General features: G+C 52.7%; 14 protein-coding genes and 1 other annotated feature. Of the genes, 4 read left to right on the forward strand and 10 right to left on the reverse strand.

Features of this window, described 5'->3' with window-relative positions; translation table 11 throughout:
• Window positions 1–107 precede the first annotated feature (107 nt).
• A complete protein-coding gene (aes, locus tag AACU94_RS14885; RefSeq protein WP_130215495.1) occupies window positions 108–1076 on the forward strand; it encodes an acetyl esterase in 969 nt (322 codons plus the stop codon).
• Here aes and hemH read toward each other — a convergent pair.
• The 8 genes from hemH to AACU94_RS14925 form a co-directional block, all read right to left on the reverse strand.
• The gene (gene hemH, locus AACU94_RS14890) at window positions 1051–2013 is read right to left on the reverse strand and encodes a ferrochelatase (protein WP_135489676.1); all 963 of its coding nucleotides are present in this window, start codon (window positions 2011–2013) and stop codon (window positions 1051–1053) included. The genes aes and hemH overlap by 26 nt on opposite strands.
• 131 nt (window positions 2014–2144) lie before the next feature.
• Window positions 2145–2789: an adenylate kinase gene (adk, locus tag AACU94_RS14895; RefSeq protein ID WP_001313630.1), complete on the reverse strand. Its 645-nt coding sequence runs from the start codon at window positions 2787–2789 to the stop codon at window positions 2145–2147.
• A 218-nt stretch (window positions 2790–3007) separates the two neighbouring features.
• Window positions 3008–4882 carry a molecular chaperone HtpG gene (htpG, locus tag AACU94_RS14900; RefSeq protein ID WP_135489677.1) on the reverse strand — a complete coding sequence of 625 codons (1875 nt, stop codon included), beginning with the start codon at window positions 4880–4882 and terminating at the stop codon, window positions 3008–3010.
• A 109-nt stretch (window positions 4883–4991) separates the two neighbouring features.
• Window positions 4992–5597 carry a recombination mediator RecR gene (gene recR, locus AACU94_RS14905; protein WP_130206305.1) on the reverse strand — a complete coding sequence of 202 codons (606 nt, stop codon included), beginning with the start codon at window positions 5595–5597 and terminating at the stop codon, window positions 4992–4994.
• Complete coding sequence (locus tag AACU94_RS14910) at window positions 5597–5926, reverse strand: YbaB/EbfC family nucleoid-associated protein (RefSeq protein WP_001515903.1); 330 nt, start codon at window positions 5924–5926, stop codon at window positions 5597–5599. The genes recR and AACU94_RS14910 overlap by 1 nt, the downstream gene beginning before the upstream one ends.
• Before the next feature lie 52 nt (window positions 5927–5978).
• A complete protein-coding gene (gene dnaX / locus AACU94_RS14915; RefSeq protein ID WP_130215491.1) occupies window positions 5979–7910 on the reverse strand; it encodes a DNA polymerase III subunit gamma/tau in 1932 nt (643 codons plus the stop codon).
• Window positions 6582–6646, reverse strand: a sequence feature (DnaX frameshifting element). It overlaps the preceding gene by 65 nt.
• Before the next feature lie 118 nt (window positions 7911–8028).
• Window positions 8029–8580 (reverse strand): adenine phosphoribosyltransferase, encoded by a 552-nt coding sequence (gene apt, locus AACU94_RS14920; protein ID WP_064529079.1) that lies wholly within the window; start codon window positions 8578–8580, stop codon window positions 8029–8031.
• Between the two features lie 161 nt (window positions 8581–8741).
• Window positions 8742–9110: a DUF454 family protein gene (locus AACU94_RS14925; RefSeq protein ID WP_135489703.1), complete on the reverse strand. Its 369-nt coding sequence runs from the start codon at window positions 9108–9110 to the stop codon at window positions 8742–8744.
• Between the two features lie 69 nt (window positions 9111–9179).
• Between AACU94_RS14925 and priC the strand changes: the two genes are divergently transcribed.
• Both priC and rsmS read left to right on the forward strand, forming a co-directional pair.
• Window positions 9180–9707, forward strand: coding sequence for a primosomal replication protein N'' (priC, locus tag AACU94_RS14930; RefSeq protein WP_135489678.1), 528 nt, complete (start codon window positions 9180–9182; stop codon window positions 9705–9707).
• Window positions 9708–9720: 13 nt separating this feature from the next.
• Window positions 9721–9888, forward strand: a complete 168-nt coding sequence (rsmS, locus tag AACU94_RS14935; RefSeq protein WP_130206299.1) for a pleiotropic regulatory protein RsmS — start codon at window positions 9721–9723, stop codon at window positions 9886–9888.
• 204 nt (window positions 9889–10092) lie between these two features.
• Here rsmS and mscK read toward each other — a convergent pair whose 3' ends face one another.
• A complete protein-coding gene (mscK, locus tag AACU94_RS14945) occupies window positions 10093–13455 on the reverse strand; it encodes a mechanosensitive channel MscK (protein ID WP_135489679.1) in 3363 nt (1120 codons plus the stop codon).
• 121 nt (window positions 13456–13576) lie between these two features.
• Window positions 13577–14230, reverse strand: coding sequence for a multidrug efflux transporter transcriptional repressor AcrR (gene acrR, locus AACU94_RS14950; protein ID WP_130206295.1), 654 nt, complete (start codon window positions 14228–14230; stop codon window positions 13577–13579).
• Between the two features lie 141 nt (window positions 14231–14371).
• Here acrR and acrA point away from each other — a divergent pair, with 141 nt between their 5' ends.
• Window positions 14372–15565, forward strand: coding sequence for a multidrug efflux RND transporter periplasmic adaptor subunit AcrA (acrA, locus tag AACU94_RS14955; RefSeq protein WP_130215483.1), 1194 nt, complete (start codon window positions 14372–14374; stop codon window positions 15563–15565).

Here is a 15565-nt window from a genome sequence, read left to right on the forward strand (position 1 = left end):
ATCTCACGGGAACGCGCGAGATGCAGCCAGTTTCAATATCAGCAGACGAGATCGCATTATCATGGCAGAGCTTCCTTACAATGGCGTAATTTGAAAGGAGTTTTTCTATGAAGATGGAAAACAAATTACCCGCACTGGAACTGATTTCTGCCGAAATGAGGGCCGTTGTTAATACACTTCAGCCTGATTTACCGCCCTGGCCCGCAGAAGGAACACTTGCCGAGCAGCGTCAGCATTACACGCTCGAGCGGCGATTCTGGAATGCTGGCGCTCCAGAAATGGAAACCAGGGATTACGCAGTTCCGACAAAATATGGACAGGTGGAGGCCCGCTTATTTTGTCCAAATTCAGATAGCCCAGCGACGCTATTTTATCTTCACGGCGGTGGTTTTATTCTCGGCAATCTCGATACTCACGATCGCATCATGCGCCTGCTGGCAATCTACACTCAGTGTACGGTGATTGGCATTGATTACACCCTTTCGCCAGAAGCGCGTTTTCCGCAGGCGATAGAGGAAATCGTGGCCGCCTGTTGTCACTTCCACCAGCAGGCGGGCGATTATCAAATCAATATGTCACGTATTGGCTTTGCCGGTGATTCCGCTGGCGCAATGCTGGCGCTCGCCAGCGCCTTGTGGCTGCGGGATAAACAGATCGATTGCGGTAAGGTTGTGGGCGTTTTGCTGTGGTATGGACTTTATGGGTTACGGGATTCCGTGACTCGTCGCCTGCTGGGCGGTGCCTGGGATGGCTTAACGCAACAGGATTTGCAGATGTATGAAGAGGCATATTTAGGCAGCGAAGCGGATCGCGAGTCGCCGTATTACTGCCTGTTTAATAATGATCTCACTCGAAATGTGCCGCCCTGTTATATCGCCGGAGCGGAGTTCGATCCGCTGCTGGATGACAGTCGCCTGCTTTACCAGACGTTAGCGGCGCATCAGCAACCTTGTGAGTTCAAACTCTACTCCGGTACGCTGCACGCCTTTTTGCATTATTCACGGATGATGAAAACCGCCGACGATGCTCTACGCGACGGTGCTCGATTCTTTAGCGATAGGCTGCAACAAGATTAGCCATCATTTCGATATGTTCCGGTGTAGCATTAAGCGCCGGAATATATTCGTATTTTTTCCCGCCAGCGCCGAGGAAGACTTCACGGTTTTGCTCGGCAATCTCTTCCAGAGTCTCCAGACAATCCGCAGCAAAGCCCGGACACACCACCTGAATATGACCGACACCTTTTTCTCCGAGCATTTTCAACGTTTCGTCGGTATAAGGCATCAGCCAGGGTTCCCGACCAAAGCGCGACTGAAAGGTCATCATCACTTTTTCTGGTGCCATTCCCAGTGCGGAAGCCAGTTCACGAGTCGTTGTGCGGCAACGCTGCGGGTAATCATCACCTTCATCCGCGTAACGCTGAGGAATGCCATGATAAGAGAGCAGCAGCAGATCCGGCTCGCCATGTTTTTCGAAAGAGGCCCGCACGCTATTTGCCAGCGCATTAATGTAATCGTGGTTATCGGCGTAATCACGAATAAACGAAATCCCCGGAATGCTACGCTTGCGCGCGAGAATGCGTGCAAGTTCATCCCATACCGCACCGACCGTTGAACAGGAGTATTGCGGATAGAGCGGCAGCACCACAATATGATCAACATGTTCTGCCAGTAGTTCATCGACGGCGCTTTCCAGTGATGGCGAGCCGTAGCTCATGCCCAGCGCCACTGGCGTATCCGGTAAACGTTGTGCCAACGCCTGCTGTTGCTGGCGGCTGTAAACCATCAGTGGCGAGCCGCCTTCCATCCAGACCGAGGCGTACAACTTCGCCACGCGCGGTGAGCGCAGCGGCAAAATAACACCACGCAGCAACGGCCACCACAACAGCCGTGAGGTATCGACCACGCGTCTATCGCTTAAAAATTGTTTCAGATAGCGTTTTACCGCTTCAGGAGTGGGGGCATCGGGCGTCCCCAGGTTTGCCAGCAGGATACCGGTTTTAGTCTGACGCATTACCGCCTCTTATCGATTCAACTTGTTGATAATTGTAGCGGAAAAGTGAGGAAGAAGAACTAATTGCTGTGAAAGGCCTGGCCTGAGGAGGATACGCAGACCTGCCCGAGAGCAGATCTGCTGCGGCTTGATTAGCCGAGGATTTTTTCCAGAGCCGCGCGAACTTCAGCAACCGGTTTGGTGCCGTCAACTTTCGCGTATTTGGTGTTACCCGCTTCCGCTTCTTTGGAGTAGTAGCCAATCAGCGGTGCAGTCATCTGATGGTATTCAACCAGACGTTTACGTACGGTTTCTTCCTGATCGTCTTTACGGGTAGTCAGCTCTTCACCGGTCACGTCGTCTTTGCCTTCTACTTTCGGCGGATTGAATTTAACGTGATATACACGACCAGACGGCGCGTGAACGCGGCGACCGACGATACGATCAACAATCAGCTCGTCCGGTACGTCGAATTCCAGAACGTAATCAACATTGATGCCCGCTTCTTTCATCGCGTCTGCCTGCGGAATGGTGCGCGGGAAGCCGTCCAACAGGAAACCATTACGGCAATCTTCCTGAGCAATGCGCTCTTTAACCAGCGCGATCACCAGTTCATCGGTGACCAGTTTGCCAGCGTCCATAATGTCTTTAGCTTGTTTACCCAGCTCGGAGCCAGATTTGACTGCGGCACGCAGCATATCGCCAGTGGAGATTTGCGGAATACCATATTTCTCCATGATGAACTGAGCCTGAGTCCCTTTCCCCGCGCCCGGAGCGCCAAGCAGAATGATACGCATTGCGAAAATCCCCTTAAATTGTGTCGAATTTTTTGAAAAAGCGATAAACGATACCACCAACAGGCGATTGCCTCAAGAAAGGCGCCCGGGGCTGAAACGGTTAATGGTGAGATAATTTGCGGAAAGTGCAGAGGATGAAAAGAAAAATGCCGGATGACACGAAGGTCATCCGGCACCACATTCAGCTGTATGCCGGATAAAATTCATCCGGCATTACATCAGGAAACCAGTAACTGGTTCATACGACGAATAAACAGGTTCGGATCTTCCAGCGTACCGCGTTCTGCCAGCAGCGCCTGATCCAGCAGCAGTTCTACCCACTCGCTGAACTTGGCTTCATCTTCAATATCTGCCGCACGTTTCACCAGTACGTGATCCGGGTTCAGTTCGAAGATGTATTTCACTTCTGGCACTTTCTGGCCCGCTGCGGCAAACAGTTTCGCCATCTGGGTGCTCATTTCGTCCGCGTCGGTAGAAACGATCGCTGGCGTATCGGTCAGACGGTGGGTCAGACGGACATCTTTCACGCGCTCGCCAAGCAGTGCTTTCACGCGGTCGATGAACGGAGTCAGTGCTTTTTCCGCTTCTTTCGCACTTTCGTCGATTTCGTCAGCCAGTTTTTCCAGCGACTCGTCAACTTTAGACACAGACTGGAACGGTTTACCGTCGAACTCGGTCAGATAGTTCATCATCCACTCATCGATGCGGTCAGAAAGCAGCAGAACTTCGATGCCTTTCTTACGCAGCAGTTCCAGGTGCGGGCTGCTCTTCGCTGCCGCATAGCTGTCTGCGGTAATGTAGTAGATTTTCTCCTGCCCTTCTTTCATGCGGGAAACGTAGTCTTCCAGAGACACGGTCTGCGCAGAAGAATCGGTATGGGTAGACGCAAAACGCAGCAGTTTGGCGATCGCTTCCTGGTTAGCGAAATCTTCCGCCGGACCTTCTTTCAGTACCAGGCCAAACTGTTGCCAGAAGGTCTGGTATTTTTCCGCGTCGTCTTTCGCCAGTTTTTCCAGCATTTGCAGCACACGCTTGGTCAGCGCATTGCGCAGATTGCGGGTTACGGTGCTGTCCTGGAGGATTTCACGGGAAACGTTCAGCGGCAGATCGCTGGAGTCAATCAGACCACGGACAAAGCGCAGATAGTTCGGCATGAACTGTTCTGCGTCGTCCATGATGAACACGCGCTGGACGTACAGTTTCAGGCCGTGTTTATGATCGCGGTTCCACATATCCCACGGCGCCTGCGACGGGATGTACAGCAGGCTGGTGTATTCCTGCTTACCTTCGACACGGTTGTGGCTCCAGGTCAGCGGATCGTTAAAGTCGTGAGCGATGTGTTTGTAGAACTCTTTGTACTCTTCATCGGTGATTTCCGACTTGTTACGGGTCCACAGCGCCTGCGCTTTGTTGATTTTCTCCCAGGAGATAACGGTTTCGCCGTCTTTCTCTTCGCGTTTTTCGATCTCTACCGGCAGCGCGATATGGTCGGAGTATTTGCTGATGATGGAACGCACGCGCCAGTCATCGAGGAACTCGTCCTCGCCTTCACGCAGATGCAGGGTGATTTCAGTACCACGATCTTCTTTGGTGATGTCGGCAACGGTGTATTCACCTTCACCAGCCGATTCCCAGAAGACGCCGTTTTCTGGTTTTTCGCCCGCCGCACGAGTACGCACGGTCACTTTATCGGCCACGATAAACGCGGAGTAGAAACCAACACCGAACTGACCGATCAACTGGCTGTCTTTCGCCTGGTCAGAACCCAGGGATTCGAGGAATGATTTGGTGCCGGATTTAGCGATAGTACCCAAATGGTCAATCACTTCGTCGCGGGTCATCCCCACGCCGTTATCGGAAATGGTCAGCGTGCGCTTGTCTTTATCGAAAGAAACACGAACGCGCAGTTCGCCGTCACCTTCGTACAGATCCGGGTTAGAGAGCGCGCGGAAACGCAGCTTGTCCGCCGCATCGGAGGCGTTAGAGATAAGCTCACGCAGGAAGATTTCTTTATTGGAATAGAGAGAATGGATCATCAGGTGCAGAAGCTGCTTCACTTCTGACTGAAAACCACGAGTTTCTTGTCCTTTCATGTAGGTCTACCTCAATAATGCCATTTTAAGGTTAAAAACAGGATGAGGGGTAAATGGGGACAAGGAAGGATAATTTCAAGCGAGAGCAGGTGATCCTGCTCTCGTTTGCTTAAAAACGAATCTTATGACGCCCGGCAAGGGAGTGTGACAGCGTGGTGCCATCGACCATTTCCAGCTCGCCGCCAACCGGTACGCCATGAGCGATTCGGCTGGCTTCCACGTCATATTGCGCGCAAAGCTCGGCAATGTAGTTAGCGGTGGCTTCACCTTCGACCGTCGGGTTGGTGGCGAGGATCACTTCGGTGATTTTTTCTGCCGCCAGACGCTGTTCCAGTCGATCAAGTCCGATATCATCCGGGCCAATACCGTCCAGCGGTGACAGATGCCCCATCAACACAAAATAACGACCGGAAAACTGCCCCGTCTGCTCAATGGCGTAGATGTCCGCCGGACTCTCCACCACGCAGATTTGACCGTTTTCCTGACGACGCGGATTTGAACAGATGTTACAGACTTCCTGTTCAGTGAAGGTCCGACAATCGGCGCAGTGGCCGATTTCCGACATAGCCCGGGTGAGCGCCTGCGCCAGACGCATCCCGCCGCTACGATCGCGCTGAAGCAGCGTGAACGCCATACGCTGCGCCGACTTCGGGCCAACGCCCGGCAGACAGCGCAGTGCTTCCATAAGCTGTGTTAACAGCGGGCTGGTTTGCATCAGAACGGCATCTTAAAGCCTGGCGGCAGCTGCATTCCGGAGGAAACAGAGGCCATTTTTTCTTTCTGGGTTTCTTCGATGCGACGCGCTGCGTCGTTGAATGCCGCAGCGACCAAATCTTCCAGCATCTCTTTGTCGTCTTCCAGCAGGCTAGGGTCGATCTCTACGCGACGGCAGTTGTGGGCGCCATTGATGGTCACTTTCACCAGACCAGCACCGGATTCGCCAGTCACTTCCAGCTTCGCGATTTCTTCCTGCATCTGCTGCATTTTTTCTTGCATCTGCTGGGCTTGCTTCATCAGGTTGCCCAGACCGCCTTTACCAAACATAGGTTTCTCTCTCAATCACGTTAAGGATGACGATCGTAAGCAGTGCTTACGATCAAATGGGGCGGATACTTTCTTCATCCAGCTCCGCATCAAAGAATCGACGCAGGGTCTGAATATTATTATCCGCAATAATGGACTCGCGCGCCTGCGCAAGTTTTTCTTCGTATATCGCCTGACGCCACTCCAGCGGCGTGCGCACCGCGGGATTATCATCTTCAACGATAGTCAGTTCAACCGTTGAACCTTTTAACGTGCTCAACGCTTCAGCCAGTTTTTGCTGTGCGCCGCGGTTATTCAAATGCCGCTGGGAGGAGCGCAAATGCAGGCATACTGCGTTGTCGCTCTCCTCTTTCCAGGCATTTAACGCCACCTGCTCGACCAGTTTGGGTAGCGAAAGTTGGCTCACCTGTGCCGCCCACGGGTCGCGCTCAATGGCTTCTGCCGCCAGCTTCGCCGCCAGTTCCGGCGTTTTTTCATGCTCCAGCGCTTTTTTCAGCGCCTTCGGCGTGGCGACCACTTCTTTTTGCTGCATCACTGGGGTTGTAGCTTTCCAGCGATACGCTTCTTTTTTGGCTGGCGCTTTTTCCAGCGCCGATGGCACCGGACGCGACTGAACGCGATCGGTGACCGAAGCCAGTCTTTCCAGCGCAGCGTTATTCACCGGCCGCGCGCGGGTAGCGGCTGCCGGTTCACTCTTTTTTGCTTTGGTTGCTCCCTGAGCGCGCTGCAGTTGCTGACGCGCCGCCAGCACCTGGCTGGTGGTTTCTGAGAGCGGTACAGTCGGTGCCTGCTGCGGCGCTGGTTGCGGTTGCGGCGGCACCTGGGTTGGCGTCATTACCGCCGTTGGCGCGACGGGCGCAAAGGACTGGCGTGGCACTTCTGGCTCAGGCAGCGGCATACGCGGATGGAACGCCAGCGCGCGCAGCAGCGTCATCTCAACGCCCATGCGGCGGTCCGGCGCATACGGTAATTCTTTGCGACCAATCAACAGCGTCTGATAGTAAAGCTGAATATCCGTCGGCGGTATGGTGCGCGCCAGTTCACGCATCCGCAGCTCGATGGCGGCCATGTCGTTGCCAAGTGCAGCAGGCGAAAGTTGTACCATCGCAATACGATGCAACAGACCGAGCATTTCCACCAGCAACGCTTCCCACTCGATACCACGGGCAGCGGCTTCATTAATCAGCGCCATTACGCGCTCGCCGTTGGCCTCGACCATCGCTTCAACCAGCGACAGCGCCTGATCGTCGTCAAGCGTACCCAGCATCGCACTGACCGCCTGGGTTGAAACCTGGCCGTCACCGCTGGCAATTGCCTGGTCGGTCAGACTTAAGGCGTCTCGCAGGCTGCCTTCAGCGGCGCGCGCCAGCAGCTGCAACGCACGTGGCTCGTGGGCGATATGTTCTTCGTTGAGGATGTGCTCAAGCTGATGGCGAATTTGCTCGACATCCAGCGCCTTGAGATGGAATTGCAGACAGCGTGACAAAATCGTCACCGGCAATTTCTGCGGATCGGTCGTCGCCAGCAGGAACTTGACGTGCTCTGGCGGCTCTTCAAGGGTTTTTAACAGTGCGTTAAAGCTGTGACGCGACAGCATATGCACTTCGTCGATCAGATAGACTTTAAAACGACCACGCGCCGGAGCGTACTGAACGTTATCCAGCAGGTCGCGGGTATCTTCAACTTTAGTGCGCGAGGCGGCGTCGATTTCAATCAAATCGACAAAGCGCCCCTGCTCGATTTCACGGCAGTTATCGCATACGCCGCACGGCGTCGCGGTAATGCCGGTTTCGCAGTTTAGCCCCTTCGCCAGCAGTCGGGCGATAGAGGTTTTTCCGACGCCACGGGTGCCGGAAAAAAGATAAGCATGATGAATACGCCCTAACGACAAGCCGTTCGCCAGTGCGGTCAGCACATGTTCCTGGCCGACGACGTCAGCAAAGGTTTGTGGGCGCCATTTTCGGGCTAAGACCTGATAACTCATTGGCAGGCTCTGAAACGCTGGAAGGTGGATTCACGAAGGGGTAATGCTAACACAGCCCCGTCAGAACGGCGAGGCTGAATGTACAACTTGTGCTGCCCATGACGTGGGCTGGCGAAAATTAATGGCCCGGGAACGGGACAAGGCTATAACAGGTAATGCCCTGCTTTTCGAGGCGCTGTTCGCCGCCAAGATCGAACAGATTAATGATGAATGCAGCGTCAGTAACTTCACCACCTAAACGGCGGATCAGTTTAACCGTCGCTTCAATGGTGCCGCCTGTTGCCAGCAAATCATCAACCACCAGCACTTTGTCGCCAGGTTTAATGGCATCAACGTGGATTTCCAGCTTATCGGTGCCGTATTCCAGTTCGTAAGATTCGTTGATAGTTTCGCGCGGCAGTTTGCCTGGTTTACGTACCGGCACAAAACCAACGCCCAGACCCAGTGCTACCGGAGCGCCGAACAAGAAGCCACGAGCTTCAGTGCCGACAACTTTGGTAATGCCCGCATTTTTGTAACGCTCAACCAGTAAATCGATGCTGAGAGCGTAAGCTTTCGGGTCTTCCAGTAAGCTGGTGACATCGCGGAAAAGAATGCCGGGTTTCGGGTAGTCCTGAATGCTTTTGATGCTATTTTTGAGATACTCAAGCTGCTGTGCAGTCGCGGTCATAAGTGTATGCCTGCTTGTTACGGTGGTACTCACGGCGCGTTTTAAACGAGTCAAAAGTAACAGTTGTTTAACCTTTGACCGCCTGCGCCTGTGCTCGAAAACGCCAGAATGTACTGGCTGTGGGCGATAATTGCAACAGCGATTGTTGTGCTTTGCCGTTTTTATTGCTTTTCATCAATCACTGGGATTCGCCACATAAAAATCAGCAAACAGCCGAGGATCACCAATAACAGAATCCGCACCCACATCATATGTACGAACCAAAGTGAAATCGCAAAAGTCAGTAAAATAATGCATATCGCCCGAGGCTTTGCGCCGCGTGGCATTGCATGATATTTCTGCCAGAAGCGTAAATAGCTGCCAAACCATGAGCGGTACAGCAACCAGGCGTGGAAGCGCGGCGATGAACGGGCAAAGCACCAGGCGGCCAGCAGGATAAATGGCGTCGTCGGCAATACCGGTAATACCACGCCCAGCGTACCCAACACTACCGCCAGCCAGCCAATGATGATTAAAATGATTCGTTGCATATTATGTGTAGTCAGCATACAGAGTGGCTACTTTAGCATAACAATTATCATTTTCATTGAGGTCTTATCGTGAAAACTGCCCTGCTGCTGGAAAAACTGGAAGGTCAGCTCGCCACGCTGCGCCAGCGTTGTGCCCCGGTGGCGCAGTTCGCCACGTTAAGCGCCCGTTTCGACAGGCACCTTTTTCAGACCCGTGCGACAACGTTACAGGCGTACCTGAAAGAAGCGGGAGATAATTTGTCCGCGCTTCGCCATGCGGTTGAGCAACAGCAACTGCCGCAAGTCGCCTGGCTGGCAGAACATCTGGCGGCACAACTGGAAGCCATCGCGCGTGAAGCCGCAGCCTGGTCGCTACGCGAGTGGGATAGCGCACCACCCAAAATAGCCCGCTGGCAGCGTAAACGTATTCAGCATCAGGAGTTTGAACGACGGCTACGTGAAATGGTTGCCCAACGTAAAGCCCGTCTGGTGCGGGCGACCGATCTCGTGGAACAGCAGACGCTACATCGTGAAGCGGAAGCCTATGAAGCGCGCCTGGCGCGTTGCCGTCATGCGTTGGAAAAAATCGAAAACAGGTTAGCGCGTTTAACCCGCTAACAATGGAGAAAGTATGTCACTGGAAAATGCCCCTGACGATGTCAAACTGGCCGTAGATTTAATTGTGCTGCTGGAAGAAAATCAAATCCCTGCCAGTACCGTGCTGCGCGCGCTGGATATTGTAAAGCGTGATTATGAAAAGAAATTAACGCGCGATGATGAGGCGCAAAGTGATAAATAAATGGGGCCGCTAAATGTCCCCTAAGATTGCGGGCAAACGCAAAACTGCCTGATGCGCTACGCTTATCAGGCCTACACCGCTCCTGCAATATATTGAATTTTCGCGGTTTCGTAGGCCGGATAAGGCGGTCACGCCGCATCCGGCATGAACAACGCGCACTTTGTCAGCAATCTCGGGGGCAACTAAATGCCGCCCCTTTCGTTATTATCCTACCGCTGGCGTCGGATCGTCACCTTTGTAGTCACGTTTCACTTCCGTCACTTCATCGCCCTTCTCGTTATGCAAATGCACTTCAAGCTGGTTAAAGGCAATGTTGATGTCGTTTTCACGACATAACTGATCGATAGTACGGTTCAGTTCATCGACGGTGCGGCTACGGTCGCGCAGTTCACGAACATACAAGCGCAGTTCGTGATCCAGCGTGCTGGCGCCAAATGCAGTAAAGAAGACTTCTGGCATTGGCTCGTGCATCACCCTTGGATGCTCAGTCGCTGCCTGGAGCAGAACTCTGCGGACTTTTTCCAGATCGGAACCATAGGCCACGCCCAGGCGGATCACCAGACGCGTGGTGGTGTCAGTCAATGACCAGTTGATCAGACGCTCGGTAACAAACGCTTTGTTCGGGATGATCACTTCTTTGCGATCGAAATCGGTAATCGTTGTCGCACGAATACGGATCTTACTGACCGTCCCAGAGTAGGTACCAATGGTTACCGTATCGCCAATGCGCACCGGACGTTCGAACAGGATGATCAAACCGGAGACAAAGTTACCGAAGATCTCCTGTAAGCCAAAACCAAGACCTACGGATAATGCTGCTGCCAGCCACTGGAGTTTATCCCACGAGACGCCCAGCGATCCGAACACCGTCATCGCACCAACGGCAATGATGATGTAGTTAAGGATAGTAGTGATGGCATACGATGCCCCCTGGCGCATGTTCAGGCGCGACAGCACCAGCACTTCCAGCAAACCAGGCAGGTTGCGAATCAACGCCCAGGCCACCATTGAGGCGATAATCGCAAACAACAGACTGCCCATGGTGACGTTTTTCACCACCGCAGCGCCTGCTTCATTGCCGTTGTAATGCCAGAGCGTGATGCTGTCGAGATAGCTGAACACGGTGATCAAATCGGACCAAATTGCCCAGAACATGACACCGAACAGCGCAAACATCAGCAACATGGTAATACGCAGCGTCTGCTGGTTAACCTGCTCCAGCGCGATGGTGGGTTCTTCCGGCGGTTCGGCACCTTCAGCGCCCTCTTTCACCAGATTCTGCCGACGCGCCAGCGCACGACGCCAGGCGATACGTCGCGCCGCTACGCTTAAGCCGCGCAACACCGTCTGGTAGAGCAAGTTCCAGATGATCACCAGATAAACGGTTTCAATCCAACGCCCGGAGAGGCGCAGCGTGGTGTAGAAATAGCCCGTTGCAGTCAGCACCATCAGCGCAATCGGGATAATCGACAGCACAGTAATGGTGACCAGTCGCATGGTGTGCGACTCTTTATCACGCCAGCTTTCGCGGCACATCGGCCACACCAGGAAGGCAATCAGCAGCAGGTTGAAGAAAATCATCGCCTGCCCCAGCACATCATCCATCAGATGCAGCGGGGAGAGTTCTGCCACCACAGACCAGAAATGGATCGGCAGCAACGCGAGGCTGATGCGGACAATTTGCCGACGCCAGTGGCTGGTCTGCTGTTCCGGCATACCGAAGTGACGCACGGCAACACCGTTTTTCTCCAGCACTTTCCAGCACAGGCCAAACACCAGCCAGAAAATCGCCAGTTTTTTACAGAACGACCACAGCAGTTCGCTGATGTTGAGCTGCATGGTCAGCAAAATCAGGCCAACCGCGAGAATAATCAGGCACACCGGCAGCGCGCGGATCAGGTCAATAAGAATCGCTTTTGGCGTATTGAGCTGGCTATCGTTACGCAGGGAACCTACCGCCGAAGCCAGTTTTTGTTGATATGCTTTCAGCCAGCCTAAACGCCAGTGAATCAGCCCGGCAATCAACAGCAGCGGCAAACCGGCAAGGAAAGCGATAAATACGGCGGGCCAGGCTTTTTCCCAGTTCACCGTAATTTTCATCGATTTAAACTCATCTTTCAGGGTTTGCGGGAACGCTTTGATCCAGTCCCAGTCCATCGGACGGTTACTGTTCACCCAAAAAATTTGCTGAGTCAGGATGGATTTCAGGTTTTTCGATACGCTCATTAACTGCTGCTGGTTGATTTGCAGGTTAATGGCCATCATCAGCTGGTTACCCAACTGTTTGTTAAGCTGATCCAACAGTTCGCGACGCATATCAACCACTTGCAATAACGCATCGTGAACTTCGCTGTTGACTTCGTTGGCGTGACCTTCTTCCAGCTTGCTGACGAACGCATCGCTCTGGAACAGCGCGTCACGTTGCTGGTTGACTTCAAACTGTTCGAGACGCAAGTCCGCGATGCGGTTGGTCATATTTTCCAGTTCATCCGCCGAGGGCAGCGTTTGTTGTTGCTGATAAAGAATGCGTGAAAGCAGCAGACTGCCTTTCAGGACAGAAATCTGCTCTTTGATGTTACGTTCCGATTGCAGCGCCCGCTCCAGCCAGTTTTTGACTTTGATGTTTTGCTGCATCAGGACATTACCGTTTTCGGTAGCGGTAATCAGACGCTGGCTTAATTGCTGGTTTATTTCTAGCTCCTGCTTCACCAGCGGATTAGCCTGAATACGCGCAGCTTCATCCGGGGTAACGGCTTCCTGCGCCGTTTTTTCGGTTAATGTCAGGCGCTTGCTGTTCACCGCCTCCTGCAGCAGTTGTAGCTGATGTTCAAGTCGCGTACTGTTCGCCGTCACGTAATCACGCTGCTTTTGCAGGGTGTCCTGTAAGACAGTGTTCCCTTCCAGGCTTTTACGCTGTTGGTCAATCTCGGCATTCAGCAAAGCCAGCTGTGCCTGCATCAACACTTTCTGGCTGGGACGTAAGGCGGCTTCGCCGACCTCGGTTCCATCCAGGCGGCTGCGAATTTGTTGCAATTGCTGCGAGGCGGTATACATCGCATTTTGCACGCGTTCAGGCTGCGTCTGTAACGAAACTAACTGGCTGTTATAAGAAGCCAGATCATTTTGTGCATTCTGCAAATCGTCCAACGCCTGGGAGACGCGTAACTCCAACTGACGCAACGATAGCGTACTCAGAATTTTGCGGGTTTCTTCGTCGTTATCCACATCGTTGAGCGCAGTTAACGCTGCGGTCGCCTGGCGCATTTTCTCTGGCGCTTCGGCAACTTTTTGCCGTAATTGCACCGTTTCGTCTTTTACGCGATCGATTTTCTCGAGGGTGGCTAATGTGTCAGTAATATCTTGCTGCACCAGCTTGTCCTGGGCAGAAAGATCTTTTTGTTTATTAAGTGAGTCAAGTTGTGCCTGCAGGTCTGCTTTCGTCGGTAGATCACCATTCGATGACGCCCGCGCAAACGCCGTGTTCTGGCATAACAAGACAAGAACAAAAGCAATAAATGCTGAAAAAACAAAATGCCGTGATCGTTTGTAATACTGGAACATAGTCATGATGAATGAAGGTTTCTGAACCTGAAGAACGACCTGAACGAGTCGGGTGGCTAGAATATCACGGTGTAGAGAGCCAGAATAGCAACAGCGAAAATGTCCAGGATAAATCCTGGAGTCTGATTCAGGATTTTTCGTTGGCGGCGGGAGTACGAAGGGTCGGGCAAAGAAGATACATTTCCAACAAGATGGCTACGTAATCGCGGGCTTCTTTTTTTAGATCAAAAGATTGCGGTGCAAACAGCCAGTTTTCCATCAGGCCGGAAATATAACCGCGCATAATTATCGCCGCACGGCGCGTCATTAAATTGGTTGGTAATAATTTCTTTTCAATACAATGTCTTAACGTTTGCTCTATACGTTCATAACTTTCCAGACAGAGATTTCGTTGTGCCTGTTGGACAACCGCCATTTCTCCGACAAACTCGCATTTGTGGAAAATAATCTCCATCAATAATCGACGCCGTTCTTCTGTCACCGTCGATTCAAGCACATGAATTAGTATTTCTCTTAAAACTGAGAGTGGATCGTCAGGGAATTTTGCCTGATACTCAAGCTCTAGTTCACCAATATTGGACTCTGACAGCTCCCAGATCTCACTGAACAAATCCGACTTGTCTTTAAAATGCCAGTAGATTGCACCGCGCGTAACGCCTGCCGCTTTTGCAATCTCTCCCAGTGAGGTGGATGATACCCCCTGCTGTGAGAAAAGACGTAGCGCCACATCGAGGATGTGTTGACGCGTTTCTTGCGCTTCTTGTTTGGTTTTTCGTGCCATATGTTAGTGAATTTACAGGCGTTAGATTTACATACATTTATGAATGTATGTACCATAGCACGACGATAATATAAACGCAGCAATGGGTTTATCGACTTTTGACCATTGACCAATTTGAAATCGGACACTCGAGGTTTACATATGAACAAAAACAGAGGGTTTACGCCTCTGGCGATCGTTCTGATGCTCTCAGGCAGCTTAGCGCTTACAGGATGTGACGACAAACAGGCCCAACAAGGTGGCCAGCAGATGCCCGCCGTTGGGGTAGTAACAGTCAAAACTGAACCTCTGCAGATCACAACCGAGCTTCCGGGCCGCACCAGTGCTTACCGGATCGCAGAAGTTCGTCCTCAAGTTAGCGGGATTATCCTGAAGCGTAATTTCAAAGAGGGTAGCGACATCGAAGCAGGCGTCTCTCTTTATCAGATTGATCCTGCTACCTACCAGGCGGCGTACGACAGTGCAAAAGGCGATCTGGCGAAAGCGCAGGCGGCAGCCAATATCGCGCAACTGACTGTTAATCGTTACCAGAAACTGCTGGGTACTCAGTACATCAGTAAGCAAGAGTACGATCAGGCGCTGGCTGATGCGCAACAGGCAAATGCGGCTGTCACTGCGGCAAAAGCGGCTGTTGAAACCGCGCGGATCAATCTGGCTTACACCAAAGTCACCTCTCCGATTACTGGCCGTATTGGTAAATCGAACGTGACGGAAGGCGCCCTGGTGCAAAACGGTCAGGCGACTGCGCTGGCAACCGTGCAGCAACTTGATCCTATCTATGTGGATGTTACCCAGTCCAGCAACGACTTCCTGCGTCTGAAACAGGAACTGGCAAATGGCACGCTGAAGCAAGAGAACGGCAAGGCCAAAGTCTCGCTGATCACCAGCGACGGCATTAAGTTCCCGCAGGACGGTACGCTGGAGTTCTCTGACGTGACTGTCGATCAGACCACCGGTTCTATCACTTTACGCGCTATCTTCCCGAACCCGGATCACACTCTGCTGCCGGGCATGTTCGTACGCGCTCGTCTGGAAGAAGGGCTTAATCCTAACGCCATTTTAGTTCCGCAACAGGGTGTAACTCGTACACCACGCGGTGAGGCTACCGTTCTGGTGGTTGGCGCAGATGACAAAGTGGAAACCCGCCCAATCGTCGCAAGCCAGGCTATTGGCGATAAGTGGCTGGTGACAGAAGGTCTGAAAGCAGGCGATCGCGTAGTAATAAGTGGGCTGCAGAAAGTGCGTCCTGGTGTCCAGGTAAAAGCACAAGAAGTTACCGCTGATAATAACCAGCAAGCCGCAAGCGGTGCTCAGCCTGAACAGTCCAAGTCTTAA

This window comes from Escherichia sp. E4702, from assembly GCF_963883545.1.
Lineage (GTDB): Bacteria > Pseudomonadota > Gammaproteobacteria > Enterobacterales > Enterobacteriaceae > Escherichia.

Excerpts from the sequence above, each read along its gene's own strand:
- htpG (WP_135489677.1), bottom strand. The coding sequence starts at position 4,882 with ATGAAAGGACAAGAAACTCGTGGTTTTCAGTCAGAAGTGAAGCAGCTT.
- acrR (WP_130206295.1), bottom strand. The coding sequence starts at position 14,230 with ATGGCACGAAAAACCAAACAAGAAGCGCAAGAAACGCGTCAACACATC.
- acrA (WP_130215483.1), top strand. The coding sequence starts at position 14,372 with ATGAACAAAAACAGAGGGTTTACGCCTCTGGCGATCGTTCTGATGCTC.
- rsmS (WP_130206299.1), top strand. The coding sequence starts at position 9,721 with ATGTCACTGGAAAATGCCCCTGACGATGTCAAACTGGCCGTAGATTTA.
- hemH (WP_135489676.1), bottom strand. The coding sequence starts at position 2,013 with ATGCGTCAGACTAAAACCGGTATCCTGCTGGCAAACCTGGGGACGCCC.
- dnaX (WP_130215491.1), bottom strand. The coding sequence starts at position 7,910 with ATGAGTTATCAGGTCTTAGCCCGAAAATGGCGCCCACAAACCTTTGCT.
- adk (WP_001313630.1), bottom strand. The coding sequence starts at position 2,789 with ATGCGTATCATTCTGCTTGGCGCTCCGGGCGCGGGGAAAGGGACTCAG.
- apt (WP_064529079.1), bottom strand. The coding sequence starts at position 8,580 with ATGACCGCGACTGCACAGCAGCTTGAGTATCTCAAAAATAGCATCAAA.
- AACU94_RS14925 (WP_135489703.1), bottom strand. The coding sequence starts at position 9,110 with ATGCAACGAATCATTTTAATCATCATTGGCTGGCTGGCGGTAGTGTTG.
- mscK (WP_135489679.1), bottom strand. The coding sequence starts at position 13,455 with ATGACTATGTTCCAGTATTACAAACGATCACGGCATTTTGTTTTTTCA.
- aes (WP_130215495.1), top strand. The coding sequence starts at position 108 with ATGAAGATGGAAAACAAATTACCCGCACTGGAACTGATTTCTGCCGAA.
- recR (WP_130206305.1), bottom strand. The coding sequence starts at position 5,597 with ATGCAAACCAGCCCGCTGTTAACACAGCTTATGGAAGCACTGCGCTGT.
- AACU94_RS14910 (WP_001515903.1), bottom strand. The coding sequence starts at position 5,926 with ATGTTTGGTAAAGGCGGTCTGGGCAACCTGATGAAGCAAGCCCAGCAG.